The 15,141-nt window shown below is 70.3% G+C and carries 14 protein-coding genes; 6 read left to right on the top strand and 8 right to left on the bottom strand.

Annotation, left to right across the window (positions count from 1 at the left end):
• A complete protein-coding gene (locus Aco04nite_RS09750; protein WP_212996870.1) occupies positions 1-696 on the top strand; it encodes an enhanced serine sensitivity protein SseB in 696 nt (231 codons plus the stop codon).
• Here Aco04nite_RS09750 and Aco04nite_RS09745 read toward each other — a convergent pair.
• From Aco04nite_RS09745 to Aco04nite_RS09720, 6 genes are read right to left on the bottom strand one after another with little or no spacing between them, the layout of a single operon-like run.
• A complete protein-coding gene (locus tag Aco04nite_RS09745; RefSeq protein WP_212996869.1) occupies positions 684-1,910 on the bottom strand; it encodes a tetratricopeptide repeat protein in 1,227 nt (408 codons plus the stop codon). The genes Aco04nite_RS09750 and Aco04nite_RS09745 overlap by 13 nt on opposite strands.
• Positions 1,907-2,494, bottom strand: a complete 588-nt coding sequence (locus Aco04nite_RS09740; protein WP_212996868.1) for a DUF624 domain-containing protein — start codon at positions 2,492-2,494, stop codon at positions 1,907-1,909. The genes Aco04nite_RS09745 and Aco04nite_RS09740 overlap by 4 nt, the downstream gene beginning before the upstream one ends.
• Before the next feature lie 2 nt (positions 2,495-2,496).
• Complete coding sequence (locus Aco04nite_RS09735) at positions 2,497-3,327, bottom strand: carbohydrate ABC transporter permease (protein WP_212996867.1); 831 nt, start codon at positions 3,325-3,327, stop codon at positions 2,497-2,499.
• Entirely contained in the window at positions 3,327-4,280 is a 954-nt protein-coding gene (locus tag Aco04nite_RS09730; protein WP_212996866.1) for a carbohydrate ABC transporter permease, read from the bottom strand. The genes Aco04nite_RS09735 and Aco04nite_RS09730 overlap by 1 nt, the downstream gene beginning before the upstream one ends.
• A 15-nt stretch (positions 4,281-4,295) precedes the next feature.
• Positions 4,296-5,585 carry an ABC transporter substrate-binding protein gene (locus Aco04nite_RS09725; RefSeq protein ID WP_212996865.1) on the bottom strand — a complete coding sequence of 430 codons (1,290 nt, stop codon included), beginning with the start codon at positions 5,583-5,585 and terminating at the stop codon, positions 4,296-4,298.
• A gap of 19 nt (positions 5,586-5,604) precedes the next feature.
• On the bottom strand, positions 5,605-6,639 hold the full coding sequence (locus tag Aco04nite_RS09720) for a LacI family DNA-binding transcriptional regulator (protein WP_212996864.1): 1,035 nt from the start codon (positions 6,637-6,639) through the stop codon (positions 5,605-5,607).
• Between the two features lie 220 nt (positions 6,640-6,859).
• Here Aco04nite_RS09720 and Aco04nite_RS09715 point away from each other — a divergent pair, with 220 nt between their 5' ends.
• From Aco04nite_RS09715 to Aco04nite_RS09695, 5 genes are read left to right on the top strand one after another with little or no spacing between them, the layout of a single operon-like run.
• Positions 6,860-8,170, top strand: coding sequence for a Gfo/Idh/MocA family protein (locus tag Aco04nite_RS09715; protein ID WP_212996863.1), 1,311 nt, complete (start codon positions 6,860-6,862; stop codon positions 8,168-8,170).
• A gap of 2 nt (positions 8,171-8,172) precedes the next feature.
• Complete coding sequence (uxaC, locus tag Aco04nite_RS09710) at positions 8,173-9,618, top strand: glucuronate isomerase (protein ID WP_212996862.1); 1,446 nt, start codon at positions 8,173-8,175, stop codon at positions 9,616-9,618.
• A complete protein-coding gene (locus Aco04nite_RS09705; protein WP_212996861.1) occupies positions 9,615-10,901 on the top strand; it encodes an enolase C-terminal domain-like protein in 1,287 nt (428 codons plus the stop codon). Before uxaC ends, Aco04nite_RS09705 begins: the two co-directional genes overlap by 4 nt.
• Positions 10,898-12,277 (top strand): mannitol dehydrogenase family protein, encoded by a 1,380-nt coding sequence (locus Aco04nite_RS09700; protein ID WP_212996860.1) that lies wholly within the window; start codon positions 10,898-10,900, stop codon positions 12,275-12,277. Before Aco04nite_RS09705 ends, Aco04nite_RS09700 begins: the two co-directional genes overlap by 4 nt.
• Positions 12,274-13,398, top strand: coding sequence for a Gfo/Idh/MocA family protein (locus Aco04nite_RS09695; RefSeq protein ID WP_244875853.1), 1,125 nt, complete (start codon positions 12,274-12,276; stop codon positions 13,396-13,398). Before Aco04nite_RS09700 ends, Aco04nite_RS09695 begins: the two co-directional genes overlap by 4 nt.
• Here Aco04nite_RS09695 and Aco04nite_RS09690 read toward each other — a convergent pair.
• Together Aco04nite_RS09690 and Aco04nite_RS09685 are read right to left on the bottom strand one after the other, a co-directional pair.
• Positions 13,298-14,185: a DUF6807 domain-containing protein gene (locus tag Aco04nite_RS09690; protein WP_212996858.1), complete on the bottom strand. Its 888-nt coding sequence runs from the start codon at positions 14,183-14,185 to the stop codon at positions 13,298-13,300. The two genes, Aco04nite_RS09695 and Aco04nite_RS09690, sit on opposite strands and share 101 nt — an antisense overlap.
• Positions 14,175-15,137 (bottom strand): arabinan endo-1,5-alpha-L-arabinosidase, encoded by a 963-nt coding sequence (locus Aco04nite_RS09685; protein WP_212996857.1) that lies wholly within the window; start codon positions 15,135-15,137, stop codon positions 14,175-14,177. Before Aco04nite_RS09685 ends, Aco04nite_RS09690 begins: the two co-directional genes overlap by 11 nt.
• Positions 15,138-15,141: the final 4 nt, after the last annotated feature.

Genomic DNA, 15,141 nt, shown 5'->3' with positions numbered 1-15,141 from the left:
ATGCCCTTCCCCGCCAATCCCCTGGAATCGGTCCTGGCCGGCGCCCGCTCCGGTGCCGCCACCCCCGATCAGCTGCTGCACGCCCTGCGCGACAACCAGCTGTGGGTCCCCCTCCCGGGCGGCGCCGACGCGCAGGGCAACACCCAGCTTCCCGTGCTGGTCATCGAGGAGAGTCCGTACGTCGCGGCGTACACCTCCGCGGAACAGCTCACCCGCGCCGCCGCCGACACCGCGCACATGGTCTTGACCGGCCGCGAGCTGGCCGCCCTGATGGCACCGCAGCTGGGCCTCGCGGTCAACCCCGGCGGCGAGATCGGCCTCCCGATCCACCCGGGCGGCGTCGACGTCCTGCGCGGCGAGTCCCGCCAGGTCCCGGCCGGCCGCCGCATGCGCCTCGGCGACCCGGTCGAGGAGCCAACCGAGCTCCTGGCCGCCGTCGCCGCCTCGTTCAGCGCGATCCCCGCGGTGACCGAGGCCCGCCGCGCGCTGGCCCAAGTGGGCGAGGAGCCCCCGGCGCTGCTGATCGGCATCCGCACCCAGGACGAATCGGTCGCCCGCACGGTCGCCGAGGCGGTCCGCACCGCGACCCAGCGCTCCCCCGTCCCCTACCCGGTCGACACAGTCGTCCTCCGCGATGAGAACGACCCCCTCACCGCCTGGATGCTCGCCAACACCACCCCGTTCTACACCGCCTGACCCGCCTCACGCAGAGCGCCGACAGCCCGGGCGTTGGCACCGGCTACGAGGTGCCCGAGCGCTTGGTCGATCAACGCCCGGCTCAGCCTCCCTGCGCCGAGGAGCCGACGCTCGACGTCGACGCTCGACGCCAACGCAGGGATGACTTCGTCCGCGAAGTCCCGCGGGCCATGGCAGAGCACCGACTGACGGATGGTGCGTCGACGCAGCAGAGTGCCGAGCCCGGCCGCGTCGTGCGGAACCGCTCCGGCATCGGCGATCGCCTGATCGATCGCCTCGAGCCCGGCGCGGTAGTCCTCCCGCACGCTGAACGCCCAATGATGCAGGCCCCGGCCGGCAACCGGCTGGCGGCTCCGGCCCGGGTCGACGCCGACCGGGACCGGCCGTCCGGCTTCTGACCGCTCGTCCCGGGCACCGGATCGGGCGAAGAGCGCGGCCTGGACGCCCTGATGAAAGCCGAAGTTGGCCATACCACCCTCGGCCGGGAGCTGATCGCACGCGGCCACGGCCTCCCGAAGGAGGTCTCGCGCCGACAGCCCGTCGCCGACATCGAGAAACCGGAGCGCGGCCCCGGCCATCCAGATCACCATTCCGGTCGCACGGCGCGGCTCCGCTTCGGCCGTGCGGCGCTGCAGCGTCAGGATCTCCTGCTCGATCTCCAGGCTCGCCTCGGTCCGCCCGTCCAGATCGAGGTAGATCGCAAGGTCCAACAGCGACCACGCCACGCTGTCGGGCAAGGGATAACTACCCGGCGCCCCGGACGCGCGACAGAAATCGACGATCTCGAGCTGCACCGTCACGGCTTCGCCGAACCGCCCGGCCTCGGCAAGCCCGTGCGCCAGATCCATGAGAATCTTGGTTTCCTTGTGTACGGCATCCCTGCCGAGATTCACCCGCCGCGCGAATGCCGCAGCCTCCCCACGTGCGGCCAGAGCAAGATCATCAGCGTGGGCGACCGAGTACTGCAAACCGAGCGACGCGACCGCATGCGCGGCAGCATTGAGATGCTCCTCAGCTCCCCCGGCAACAAGGCCCCGATAGATCGCACAGGCTTCCTCGAAGTACGGCAGGCGCTGCCCCGGCTGCTCCCGACCGACCTGCCACCCGAACCGCAGCAGACACCGACCCAACGCAGGCAGACCGACACCCGGCCGCTCCCGCGCCAACCGCCGATTCGCGCTGATCGTTTCCTCGGTGACCGGTTCAGTTCTCATTCGTGAATTTCCCTGGCACCACCCCTTTCTACCCGCTCGCGGTTCGCGACGACGTGCAGGGCGAAGAGGGCGTAGCCGACCATGACCGGGGCGACGACCGGGTGGACCATCAGGGCCAGAGCGGACGCGAGGATGACGATCCCGGCGGCTGCGGCCAGGCGGCCCGGACGGCGGGCGAGGGCGCGCGCCCGGGCGATCGGCTGGTGTTGCGGCGCGGCTACAGCGAGCAGGCCGGCGAAGCCGACCGCCACCACAGCGAGCAGAACCAGGAGCACCGCCAGCGGTACGCCACCCGGGACCACTCCCGCGCGTACGGCAAAGACGTCCGCAGTCACCAGGCCTGCCACCACCAGGAGCAACAGCGTCGCCGCCAGGCCCGGTAGCAGGGAGCGGCGGAAGGTTGCCCACAGTGACCGGGCCGGCGGCCAGGAGTCCGTCTCCAGGTGGTGGCGGATCGCGGCGCTGCCGGTGGTGATCGCCGCGCCCGCGGTCACCACCGGGAGCGCCGCCCCCGTTACCAGAAAGCCCAGCACGGCGAGGTCGGCGGCGGCGCGGGCCGTGTCGCGCCAGGTGCGGGGGTCCATTCTCAGCCTTTCAGACCGCTGGTGTTGATGCCCTCGACGAGCATGCGCTGGAATGCGACGAAGAACAGGAACACCGGGATCAGTGACAGCAGGCTCATGGCGAACATCGGGCCGACGGCGGTTTCGCTGGTCGAGTCGATGAACAGGGTCAGTGCCACCGGGACCGTGTAGTCCTTGAGGTCGGACAGGTAGACGAGCTGGCGGAAGAAGTCGTTCCAGGTCCAGATGAACGAGAAGATCGCGGTGGTCACCAGGGCGGGGCGGCTCAGCGGCAGGATCACGTGCTGGAAGATCCGGTACGGGGAAGCGCCGTCGATGGTTGCCGCCTCGTCCAGTTCGCGGGGGATGCCCCGCATGAACTGCACCATGAGGAAGACGAAGAACGCCTCGGTGGCCAGGAAGTGCGGCACGAGCAGCGGGAGGTACGGCCATTCGCCGCCGACCCAGCCGAGGCTTCGGAACAGGATGTACTGCGGAATGATGAGTACGTGCCCGGGCAGGAGCAGCGTCCCGATCATCACGGCGAACCACATGCCACGCAGCCGGAACCGGAGCCGGCCCAGGGCGTAGGCGGCGAGCAGGCACGACACCACGTTGCCGACGACGGTGAGGCCGGCCACCATCGCGCTGTTGAGGAAGAAGCGGCCGAAGCCGACGTCGAACTTGGACCAGCCGCTGGTGAAGTTCGACGGGGTGAAGTGCTCGGGGAGCAGGCCGATGTTGCTGACGATCTCCTCGGGGGACTTGAAGGCGGTGCCCACCATCCAGAAGAGCGGGTAGAGCACCACGGCCACGATCAGGACCAGGGCCGTGGGACGGATCCAGGTGCGCATCAGCCGCCCTCGCTGTCGGAGTAGTGGACCCAGAACCGGCCGGTGCGGAACAGCACGACGGTGATGAGCCCGATCGCGACCAGGAACACCCAGGCCATCGCGGACGCGTATCCCATGTCGAGCTGGACGAAGCCGTTGATGTAGAGGTTCAGCGTGTACATCAGGGTGGAGTCGACCGGGCCGCCCGTGCCGTTGCTCAGCACGAAGGCGGACGTGAAGCCCTGGAAACCGTGGATGGTCTCCAGCACCAGGTTGAAGAAGATGACCGGGGAGAGCATCGGCAGCGTGATGTGCTTGAACTGCCGCCATTTCCCGGCGCCGTCGACCGACGCGGCCTCGTACAGCTCGACGGGCACCTGCTTGAGCCCGGCCAGGAAGATGACCATCGGGGCGCCGAACTGCCAGATCGCCAGCAGCATCAGCGTCTGCAGGGCGTACTTCGGGTCGCTCACCCAGGGCGCGCCCTCGATGCCGAAGACCGCGAGCAGGGAGTTGACCGCGCCGCCCCGGTTGAACATGCTGACCCAGACGATCGCCACCGCGACGCTGCCGCCCAGCAGCGACGGCAGGTAGAACAACCCCCGGAAGATGCCGACCCCGCGGAAGACCCGGTTCAACAGCAGGGCAACCCCGAGAGCGGCGGCCAATTTCAACGGTACGGCGATGAGCGCGAACGTCACCGTCACGCGCACCGAGTGCCAGAACGACGGGTCAGCGGTGAACATCCGCTGGTAGTTGTCCCAGCCCACCCAGTTCGCCTCGGTGAACGGGGTGAGCACGTCGTAATCGGTGAAGCTCAGGTAGAGCGACAGCAGCATCGGGATCGCCGTGATCGCGGCGAGCCCGAGCAGCCACGGGCTGAGGAACAGGTATCCGGGCAGGTTCTCGCGCCGGCGGGGCCGCCCGGGGGCCCGCCGGACGACGGCGGGCTCCCTGGGCGGCGCGGGACTCATGACGGCCACGACGGATCAGCCCTGACCGATCGCGGACTTGGCGGCGGTGACGTACGCCTCGGCGGCCTGGGCCGGGGTCTGCCGCCCGTACTGGGCCTCCTCGGCGGCCTTGACCAGCTCCGTCTTCACCTTGCTGTGCCCCGGCAGCGGCACCGCGGGCGCCGGCCCGAACTTGGGCACCAGCTCCGCCTCGACCGCGATGGACTGCTTCATCGCCGGGTCCGTGACGGAATCGGCGACCACCTTGCGTACATCGAGATTGGAAGGAAGCCCGCGGTCGGTCCCCAGGATCTTGCCGGCCTCGGGGTCGTTGGCGAGGAAGTTGGCGACGTCGACCGCGGTGTCCTTGTGCTTGCTGCCGCGGAACACCGAGAAGTACATGGAGGCGCGGGCCCACTGGGCGCTGGGGTCACCGGGGAAGGCGACCACGCCGAGCTCGTCCTTGGTGTTCTTCTTCAGCTCCGGCATCTGGTTGGCCCACACCCACGAGGTGGCGGCCTTGCCCGTGACCACGAGCTGCTTGCTGATGTCGGTGACGTTGCCCTCGTGGATGACGTCGGCGGGCGGGGTCGCGCCCTTGTCCCGGGCGCCCTTCCACAGCTCGAACCAGGCGGTCACGTCCTGGGCGGTGAACCCGAGCTCCTTGCCGTTGTAGAGGTCCTTGCCCTGCTGGCGCAGCCACACCCAGAACGCCTGGTAGCTGCCGCTGGGGTCCATCGTGCCCGGCACCTTGGCCGTCTTCGACACGGTGACGGCCCAGGCGATGTGCTGTTCCCAGGTCATCCCGGTCGTCGGTGCGGGCAGCTGGAACTTGTCGAGCAGCGACTTGTTGAACACGAGGCCCTGGGTGTTCTCCCCGAACGCGAGCCCGGCGAGTTTGCCGTCGACCTCGCCGTACTTCCAGAGACTCTCGGGGAACTTCGACACGTCGAGCCGGCCGTCGTCCTTGTAGGGCGTCAGGTCGAGGGTGACGTTGCGGGACGCGTACTCGGCGATGTAGTTGTCGTCGATCTGGAACAGGTCGGGCGGGTTGCCGCCCGCGGTGAGCGTCGCGAGCTTGTCGAAGTAGCCCTGGTTGGCCTGCCACGTCTTCTTGAACGTCACAGTGGGGTGCTTGCTGGTGTAGAGCGCGAGGGCCTTCTCGGTGAGGGCGGCCCGGGCCTCGGCACCCCACCAGAAGACGGAGAGCTCGACGTTGCCGTCGTCCCCGCCCTCGTCGTCACCGCAGGCGGCGGCGGTTCCCATCAGGACGGGGACCGCCACGGCGGCGGCGAGTAGCTTGCGGCGGGAGATATGGCCTGTCATGACAGATCGCTCCTAAGCTTCAGCTCGGCGTTTCGGTCGTGCTCGGCGTAACTACGGGTGCCGCGCCACTCCCCTGAGAGGAGAGCGGCGCGGTGGAGTCGCGGATGACGAGTTCGGTCTGCAGGTTGATGAGTGCGGTGGTGCGCCGGTCGTCGCCGTAGGCGAGCAACATGTCGACGGCGGCGCGGCCCGCGGCGGCGGTGGGGGTCGCCACGGTGGTCAGCTTGGGGCGGGTGAGCCGGCTCAGCGTGATGTCGTCGATACCGACGATGCTGATGTCCTGCGGCACCCGGATCCCGCGGGTGTGGAGTCCCTCGATGAGGCCGATGGCCATGAGGTCGTTGTAGGCGAGCACCGCGGTGGCACCCGATTTCTGGATCTGGTCGGCGACGGCGAGGCCGCCGTTCTCGGTGGGCGCGTTGGGGCCGGTGATGACGAGCTCCCGGCCGGGCCCCCGCACCGCCAGCATCGCGGCGCGCCGGATCTCCTTGCTGGTCCAGGAGCCACGCGGACCGGCCGCGAGGGCGATCCTGCGGTGCCCGAGCCCGATCAGGTGCTCGATGGCGAGGCGCGCGCCCTGCGCCACGTCCATGACCACCGCGGGCAGGCCGGTGATCTGGCGGTTGACGACGACGAGCGGCACCTCGCGGCTGAGCTGCTCGATGAGGCTGTTGCTCATCCGGGGGCTGCACAGCAGCACGCCGTCGACCTGTTTGGCCAGGGCCCGGACCAGCTCCTCCTCGACGATCGCGTCCTCGTTGGTGTCCGCGACGAAGATGTGGTTGTCGTGCCGGCGCGCCTGGGCCTCGGCGGCCTTGATCAGGGGTGGGAAGAACGGGTTGGCGATGTCGGCGACGATCAGGCCGATGTTGCAGGTGCGGCCGGTGATCAGGGCCCGGGCCGCACGGTTGGGCCGGTAGCCGAGCTGCTCGGCGCAGGCCAGCACGCGGCTGCGGGTCTCCACGTTGACCAGGTGCGGGGCGGAGAAGGTCCGGGACACCGTGGAGATGTGCACCCCCGAGGCCCGGGCGACGTCACGGATGGTGGACGGCACTGTCGCCACCTCCCTGTTCCATTCATGATCGACATAGTGACGTCCGTCACTGTGTGAGCCATTAATGCAAGCGGTTGCAGTGCTGTCAATGCCAGTTTGTTTCATCTGCGTAACTGGACGCGCTCCCACCCGGTCTATTTACGGACAAATGGGATTGAGCGTTGACCGAGCCACATCGACGTGTCTAACTTTCCTGCAAACGTTTGTAGCGGAGGACCACATGCCCCGACGCTTCGCCCTGATCGGAACCGGGGCCCGAGCGGAAATGTTCGTCACCGCGATCACCGCCTCACCGCACGACCTGGTGGCGATCAGCGACCCCAACCAGCACCGCATGAACGTCCACAACGACTGGCTGCGCGCGGCGGGTCACTCCCCCGTGCCCGGCTATGTGTCACTGCCGGAGCTGCTCGCCCGCGAGAAGGTCGACACCGTCGTCGTGACCAGCGTGGACGACACCCATGCGGGACACATCGTGACCGCCCTCGAGGCGGGCTGCGACGTCATCACGGAGAAGCCGATGACGGTCGACGTCGCCGGCTGCCGGGCCATCCTCGATGCGATCGACCGCACCGGCGGCACGGTCTCGGTCGCGTTCAACTACCGCTTCAACCCGCTGCACGAACAGGTACGGTCCCTGCTCGCCTCGGGCGCGATCGGTGAGATCGGCTCCGTGCACTTCGAATGGCTGCTCGACGTCCGGCACGGCGCCGACTACTTCCGGCGCTGGCACCGCGACAAGGAGCACTCCGGCGGCCTGCTCGTCCACAAGGCCGGTCACCACTTCGACCTGGTCAACTGGTGGCTCGGCGCGGCACCGGTCTCGGTGTTCGCGTCCGGGCAGCTCTTCTTCTACGGCCCGGACGGCGCCCGCCACGGCTACGCCCGCCCGTACGACCGGGTGCACGGCAGCCCCGCCGCCGCGGACGACCCGTTCGCCCTGCACCTCGACGCGAACCCGCGGCTGCAGGCGCTGTACCTCGACGCCGAGAAGGACGACGGCTACCAGCGGGACCTCAACGTGTTCGCCCCCGGCGTCACCATCGAGGACGACATGGCGGTCCTGGTCAAGTACGACACCGGCGCCACGATGACGTACCACCTCACGGCGTACGCGCCGTGGGAGGGTTACCGCCTGATGGTCAACGGCAGCAAGGGCCGGCTCGAGCTCGAGGTCGTGGAGAGCGACCACGTCAGCCCCGTCGCAGCCGGCGAGCTCAAGGGCGCGGCGGTGCACGGCGTCGTCGAGAACCCCGAACAGGGACGGCGAACGCTCACACTGCGGACGTACTGGGAACCACCCGTGGAAGTGCCCATCCCCGCGTACGAGAAGGGCGGCCACGGGGGTGCGGACTCCCGGATGACCTCGGTACTGCTCGGCACCGCCGTGGACCCGCTCGAACGCTCTGCCACCGCCCGGGACGGAGCACTCGCGCTGCTCACCGGTCTCGCCGCCAACGAGTCCCTGCGGACCGGCGCTCCGGTCCGGGTGGACGACCTGCTCTCCCTTCCCGCTCCTCGAAAGGGGTGATCGTGACCGGTCCCGTCTTCGCGATTGATCCACGGCAGCGTGACATCGCCACCGAGCTGCACGCCTCGGTCCGCGAGCTGCCGCTGATCTGCCCGCACGGCCACGTCGACCCGCGCATCCTGGCCGACGACGAGCCGTTCCCCGATCCGGCGCGCCTGCTCGTCGTGCCGGACCACTACGTGACCAGGATGCTGCTGTCCCAGGGCATCACGCCCGCGCGGCTGGGCGTGCCGTCGTCCGCCGAGGACGCCGGGGTCGAGACCGACGGGCGGACGATCTGGCGGCTGCTCGCCGCGAACTGGCATCTCTTCCGGGGTACGCCGTCCCGGCTGTGGCTGGAGCGTACGTTCTCCACCGTGTTCGGCATCGACACGCCGCTGCGGGCCGAGACCGCCGACGAGGTCTACGACGCGATCGCGGCGCGGCTCGCCGAGCCCGCGTTCCGGCCGCGGGCGTTGTTCGAGCAGTTCGGGATCGAGGTGCTGGCCACCACCGAGTCACCGCTCGACGATCTCGCCCGGCACGCGAAGCTCGAGGCCGACGGGTGGGGCGGGCCCGGCGGGCGGGTGATCACGACGTTCCGGCCGGACGAGGTCGTGGACATGGAGTTCGCGGGCTGGGCGGGGAAGGTCGCGCGGCTCGGGGAGATCACCGGGCTGGACACCGCGACGTTCCCCGGGTTCCTCGCCGCGCTGCGGTCCCGGCGCGAGGCCTTCATCGCCGCGGGCGCGACGTCGTCGGATCACGGGCACCCCACCGCGCGTACGGTCGCCCTGAGCGAGACCGAGGCGAACGAGCTGTTCACCCGGGCCCTGCGCGGGGAGGCCTCGCCGGCCGACGCGGAGACGTTCCGCGCCCACATGCTCGTCGAGTTCGCGCGCATGTCGCTCGACGACGGCCTGGTGCTGCAGCTGCACCCCGGCGCCGTCCGCAACCACAACACGTGGCTCCATGCCGCGCACGGCCGAGACGTCGGGGGCGACATTCCCCAGGCCACGGATTACGTACGCGCACTGCAGCCGCTGCTGGACCTGCACGGCAACGATCCCCGGCTGAGGATCGTGCTGTACACGCTCGACGAGACCGCGTTCAGCCGCGAGCTGGCGCCGCTGGCCGGCGGGTACGCGGCGCTCTACCTCGGCGCCCCCTGGTGGTTCCTGGACACCCCGGACGGGCTGCGCCGCTTCCGCGAGTCGGTCACGGACAGCGCAGGCTTCTACAACACGGCCGGTTTTGTCGACGACACCCGGGCGTTCTGCTCGATCCCGGTCCGCCACGACATCGCCCGCAGGGTCGACGCGGCGTACCTGGCGTCCCTGGTCGTCCAGGACCGCCTGCCCTTCGACGAGGCCGCGGAGACGATCGCCGACCTCGCCTACCATCTGCCCAAACGGGTCTTCCGCCTGGATGCCCGGCGTTCCCCCACGCAAGAGGTGGAGTCCCGATGACGACAATCACCAGCGTCGACGTGCACGACGTCCGGTTCCCCACCGCGGCGGCCGGGGACGGCTCGGACTCGATCAACAAGGGCGACTACTCGGCCACGTACGTCGAGCTGCACACCGACGGGCCGCACACCGGCGCCGGGTTCACGTTCACCAACGGGCGCGGCAACGAGCTCACCTGCGCGGCCGTGCGCGCCCTCGCTCATCACGTGCAGGGCAGGACGCTCGAGGAACTGTGGGCCGATCCGGTGGCGTTCGCGCGTTCGCTCAGCGTGGACGTCCAGCTGCGGTGGCTGGGGCCGGAGAAGGGCGTCATCCACATGGCGACCGGGGCGATCGTCAACGCCGTCTGGGATCTGCACGCCAAGGAGGCGGGCAAGCCGTTGTGGCGCTTCCTGGCCGAGCTTCCCACCGAGAAGCTGATCGGCTGCGTCGACTTCCACCACATCACCGACGCGCTCACGCCTCAGGACGCGGCCGCGATCCTCGACAAGGGGCTCACCGGGCTCGACGAGCGGCGCGCCGAGCTCGAAGCAGACGGGCTCCCGTCGTACACGACCAGCGTCGGGTGGCTCGGGTATCCCGACGACAAGGTGCGGGAGCTGGCGCGCAGTGCGTACGCGCAGGGCTGGCGCGCGATGAAGATGAAGGTCGGCGGCGACCCGGAGGACGACCTGCGCCGGGCCCGCATCATCCGCGAGGAGATCGGCCCGGACGCCGTCCTGATGATGGACGCCAACCAGATCTGGGACGTCGACGAGGCGATCACCCGGATGGAGGCGCTGGCCGAGGCCGACCCGTACTGGATCGAGGAGCCCACCCACCCCGACGACATCCTGGGCCACGCCCGGATCCAGCGCGCGGTCGCCCCGATCCGGGTCGCCACCGGCGAGGTGGCCGCCAACCGCGTCATCTTCAAGCAGCTCCTGCAGGCCGACGCCGTCCGGGTCATGCAGATCGACGCCTGCCGCGTCGGCGGGGTCCCCGAGGTGCTCGCGGAGCTGTTGCTGGCAGCCAAATTCGGCATCCCGGTCTGCCCGCACGCCGGCGGTGTCGGCCTGTGCGAGCTGGTCCAGCACCTGTTCGCCTTCGACTATCTGCGCGTGGGCACCAGCCTCGACGGCCGCATGGTGGAGTACGTCGACCACCTGCACGAACACTTCACCGACCCGGTCCGCACCCACGACGGCAAGTACGTCCTGCCGTCCGAGCCCGGCTACAGCGCCACCATGAGACCGGAATCGATCGCCGAGTTCGGCTTCCCGGACGGCCCGGTGTGGCGATGAGGCTCGGACTCGCCGCCCTCACCGACGCGACCCGCCCGCTGATCACGCCGGGTGACGCCGGGACCGGGATCGTGCACTTCGGGCTCGGCGCGTTCCATCGCGCGCACCAGGCCGTCTACACCGAGGAGGCCATGGCGAAGGGCGGCGGCGACTGGGGCACGGTCGGCGTGGCACCCCACTCGACCGGCGTCCTCGATGCCCTGCGTGCCCAGGACGGCCTGTTCAGCGTCACCAGTCTGTCCGCGGACGGCAGCGAGACCCGGGTGGTGGGCGCGCTCTCCGGCCTGCTGCACGCTCACTCCCAGCCGGATGAGGTGGTCGCCCTGATCGCCAGCGCGGCCGTGCGCGTGGTCACCCTCACCATCACCGAGAAGGGGTACGCCCAGGGCGCGGCAGTTCCAGCCCTCCTCGCTCGCGCCCTCCACGCGCGGTGCCGCGCGGACGCCGGCCCGATCGCGTTGGTCACCTGTGACAACCTGCCCTCGAACGGCCGCTATCTGCGCGCCGTGATGGAGCGGATCGTGGATCCGGGCGCCCGGGAGTGGCTGGCCGCCCAGGTGAGCTTCCCCGGCACCATGGTCGACCGCATCGTCCCGGCGGCCACGCCCGAGTCGCTGGCCCTGGCGGCAGCCAACCTCGGCATGGACGACCTCGCGGCGGTCTCCGCGGAGCCCTACCGCCAGTGGGTCATCGAGGACGCGTTCCCGGGCGGGCGTCCCGCGTGGGAGCTCGCCGGGGCGGTCATGACCGATGACGCCCGCCCCTGGGAGCGCCTGAAACTGCGATCGCTCAACGGCGTGCACTCCGCACTGGCGTACCTGGGTGCCCTCGCGGGCCGGGAGACCATCGCGGACGCGCTCGCCATCCCCGGGATGCGCGAGCTGATGAGCCGGCTGATCGCCGAGGACATCGCCCCGAGTCTCACCCCGCCCGAGGGCGTGACGGTGACGGAGTACGGCGAGTCGGTGCTCGGACGATTCGCGAACCCCGCGATGGGTCACCGTACGGTGCAGGTCGCTATGGACGGCTCGCAGAAGCTCCCCCAGCGGGTCCTGCACACGATCCAGGACCGCCGGGCCGCCGGTGCGGTGCCGACCTGGGCGTTGCTCGTGGTCGCGGCGTGGATGAGATTCGTCCAGGGCAGCGCGGACGACGGCCGGCCACTGCTGCTCGACGACCCCCTCGCCGGCCGGATCCGCGCCCGCCTGGCCGACGGCGGCTCGACCCCCGAGGCAGTGGTCGACTCACTGCTCGGGCTGCGCGAGGTGTTCCCGGCGGAGCTGGCCGAGGACGACGCCGTCCGGGCGGGTCTGGTGAAATGGCTGGCAACGCTGGACAAACACGGTGTGGAGGCAACAGTGGCGGGTGCGGTGTGACGACGAGGGTCGCGCTGATCGGCGCCAACGGCCACGGCCGCCACCACCGCCGCCACCTGGCGGGCCTCGACGGCACCGTCCTGGTGGGCCTGGCCGACACGCAGCCGATCGAGCCCGATCCCCCGGTGCCGGACGGCGCGCGGGCCTTCACCGATCACCGGGAGCTGCTGGCGCGGACCGCACCCGACGTGGTCATCATCTGTACGCCGCCGCACACGCACCTGGCGATCGCCGAGGACGCGCTGCACGCCGGAGCCGATGTGCTGCTGGAGAAGCCGCCCGTCCGGACCCTCGCCGAGCACCGCCAACTGTCCGGCACCGTGCGCGCCACCGGCCGGGCCTGTCAGGTCGGGTTCCAGGCGCTCGGGTCGCGGGCCGCCGCCCGGCTGTGGGACGCCGTCGCCCAGGAGAAGGTGACCGGCATTTCCGCGGTGGCGTCCTGGCAGCGCGACGACGCGTACTACGCCCGGGCCCCGTGGGCGGGGCGCCGCAGCGTCGGCGGGCAGGCGGTCGTGGACGGCGTGCTGGTCAACCCGCTCGCGCACGCGCTCATGCAGTGCCTCGCGACGGCGGACGCCGCCGGGGCGGGGCCGGCGACGGACCTGGAGGTGGAGCGTTACCGCACCCGGGAGATCGAGGCCGACGACACGGCGTTCGCCCGGATCACGTTCGCGACCGGTCTCCGGCTGCTCATCGCGGTGACGCTCGCGGGTGAGGACTTCATCGCGGGTGAGGTGGCGGTCGACGCCAGCGCGGGCCGGGCCGTCCTCGAATACCCGACCGACCGGCTGATGCTGCCCGGCGAGCCCGGCCTCGTAGCGGTCGACGGCCGGACCGGTCTGCTGGAGAACCTGATCGCGCATCGCGGCGACCCGGCCGTGCCCCTGATCGCGCCGCTGTCGCGCACGGAATCGTTCACGGGTCTGATCGAGGCCCTGACCGCCCCGGACCTGCCGCCACCCACACTGCTCGGGCCGCCGCACGTCGAGACGCGCGGCGGGGTCCGGGTCATCCTCGGCGTCAACGAGGTGCTGCGACGGGCCGCGCGGGAGTCGGCACTGCCCTCCGAAGCAGGGGTGGCATGGGCGGTCCCGCCACACCGTCGGCCACTAGAACATTGATCTCGCGGGTGATGCGCGTGCCCGCCGGGATGACCAGCGGACGCTCGAAGGCGAGCGCGGCACACACCCCGACGTAGTCCCCCGTGCGGACGAACCACCGGTCGTCGTCCCGCAATCCCCGGAACACCAACGTGTAGGCGCCGGCCGCTTGCTGCACGCCGCTGACTGCTCGCTGCACGCCGACGGCCTCTTGCTGCTCCTCGCCCGGGGTTACGCGGATCGCGAGCCACGGGGCAGCGCTGCCGTTGACCGCTTCCTCGCCGATCGCCGACTGCGTGTACGCCACCGCGTCGCCGGGCGTCGCACGCCAGAAGAAGCCGCCGTAGCCCGCGCCGCCGGGGCGCCCGTTCGTGGCGGGGCTGCCGAGGGTGATGTCGCGGGTGGCGGGTGCGCTCAGGGCGTACTGAAAGCGAAGTTCCCAGCCGCCGGGCGCGACCCGCGCGGAGACCTTGCGCTCCTCGGTGAGCAGCGTGGTTCCGGCCTGGTCCTGCCACCGGAAGCCCGCGCCGTCCGGGGTGATGCGGCCGTGGTCGTCGAGCCAGGTGTAGCCCTTGTCACGCACGTAGGTGCGCCCGCCCCAGAAGTTGACGCCGTTGACGTCCTGCATGGCGAGGGATGCGCCGAGGTGCCAGGGGTGATCGAACGGCAGCGCCTCGGTGACCGGCACGCCGCCGAGCGTGCGGATGGGGTGCAGGTAGGGGCGCGGGCCGAGCCTGATGTCGAGTGGCGGGTCGGTGACGTAGGTGGCGATCCCGGCATCGCCGACCCGCAGATCCTCAGTAGACAAAGGGCCATCCCGCCGAGTCGTAGCCGATCAGGTTGATTCCCAGGTATGACGCACCACTGTCTGCATAGTAGTGGTAGACGAGCACATCCGCGTCGGTGTCGGTGAATACCGCCTGGTGGCCGGGGCCGTGGATCGAGCCGTGCGAGGCGAGCATCTCGGTGCCCCCGCCGGAGGTCATCGCCGTGCCGTTACGGCCGACGAACGGCCCGGTCACACTCGTCGAACGCCCGACCATGATGCGGTACGTGCTGGCAGCCCCCGCGCAGCACCGGTCGAACGACACCCACAGGTAGTAGTACGAGCCGTGCTTGACCAGGTACGGCGCCTCGATCGCCCCGCCGCCGCGCCCGGCGAGCGAACGCACGGTCGAATCCGATCGTTTCCCGGTGGACGCGTTGAGGGCGACCATCTTGATGCCCGACCAGAACGATCCGAACGTCAGCCACCAGTTTCCCGACGGGTCGACGTAGAGGTTCGGGTCGATCGCGTTGTAGTCGTTCGCCGCCGACGTCTCGATCACCAGGCCGTTGTTCGTCCAGCTCCCGGACGCGCCCGTGGTGCTGGTCGCCAGGAAGATCGCCGACTTGTTGGACCCGAACGTCGACGCGGAGTAATAGAGATAATAACGGCCGTTACGGTACGAGATATCGGGCGCCCACAGATTGTTACTGCCCCCGGTGTACGCGGTCGTCCACGACGCACCGCCCGGGAAGACAGCGCCCGCGTTGCGGAAGGCCGTCCGGTCGGCCGAGGTCTTCAGCTGGATGTTCGCCCCGGTGTACGCCGCCAGGTAGGTCCCGGCCGGTGTCTTCACCATGGACGGATCGTGGATGCCCGTGTCGCCGGTCACGACGCCGGGATTCGGATAGGCCGCCAGGGCCTGCGCCGGGGTCGCACCCGTGGTGATCAACGCCAGGGTGACCGCGCCGGCCAATGCTGCGAGTCTGCTCATCAGG

Origin of the sequence: Winogradskya consettensis (assembly GCF_018332715.1) — a bacterium.
In the GTDB taxonomy this organism is placed as follows: domain Bacteria; phylum Actinomycetota; class Actinomycetes; order Mycobacteriales; family Micromonosporaceae; genus Actinoplanes; species Actinoplanes consettensis.
The sequence above is the reverse complement of the archived record's forward strand: the minus strand, read 5'-3'. Positions and strand labels throughout refer to the sequence as shown.

Bases quoted from the DNA above. Each gene is read 5' to 3' on its own strand.
- Aco04nite_RS09750 (WP_212996870.1), top strand. From the start codon at position 1: ATGCCCTTCCCCGCCAATCCCCTGGAATCGGTCCTGGCCGGCGCCCGC.
- Aco04nite_RS09745 (WP_212996869.1), bottom strand. From the start codon at position 1,910: ATGAGAACTGAACCGGTCACCGAGGAAACGATCAGCGCGAATCGGCGG.
- Aco04nite_RS09740 (WP_212996868.1), bottom strand. From the start codon at position 2,494: ATGGACCCCCGCACCTGGCGCGACACGGCCCGCGCCGCCGCCGACCTC.
- Aco04nite_RS09735 (WP_212996867.1), bottom strand. From the start codon at position 3,327: ATGCGCACCTGGATCCGTCCCACGGCCCTGGTCCTGATCGTGGCCGTG.
- Aco04nite_RS09730 (WP_212996866.1), bottom strand. From the start codon at position 4,280: ATGAGTCCCGCGCCGCCCAGGGAGCCCGCCGTCGTCCGGCGGGCCCCC.
- Aco04nite_RS09725 (WP_212996865.1), bottom strand. From the start codon at position 5,585: ATGACAGGCCATATCTCCCGCCGCAAGCTACTCGCCGCCGCCGTGGCG.
- Aco04nite_RS09715 (WP_212996863.1), top strand. From the start codon at position 6,860: ATGCCCCGACGCTTCGCCCTGATCGGAACCGGGGCCCGAGCGGAAATG.
- Aco04nite_RS09705 (WP_212996861.1), top strand. From the start codon at position 9,615: ATGACGACAATCACCAGCGTCGACGTGCACGACGTCCGGTTCCCCACC.
- Aco04nite_RS09700 (WP_212996860.1), top strand. From the start codon at position 10,898: ATGAGGCTCGGACTCGCCGCCCTCACCGACGCGACCCGCCCGCTGATC.
- Aco04nite_RS09685 (WP_212996857.1), bottom strand. From the start codon at position 15,137: ATGAGCAGACTCGCAGCATTGGCCGGCGCGGTCACCCTGGCGTTGATC.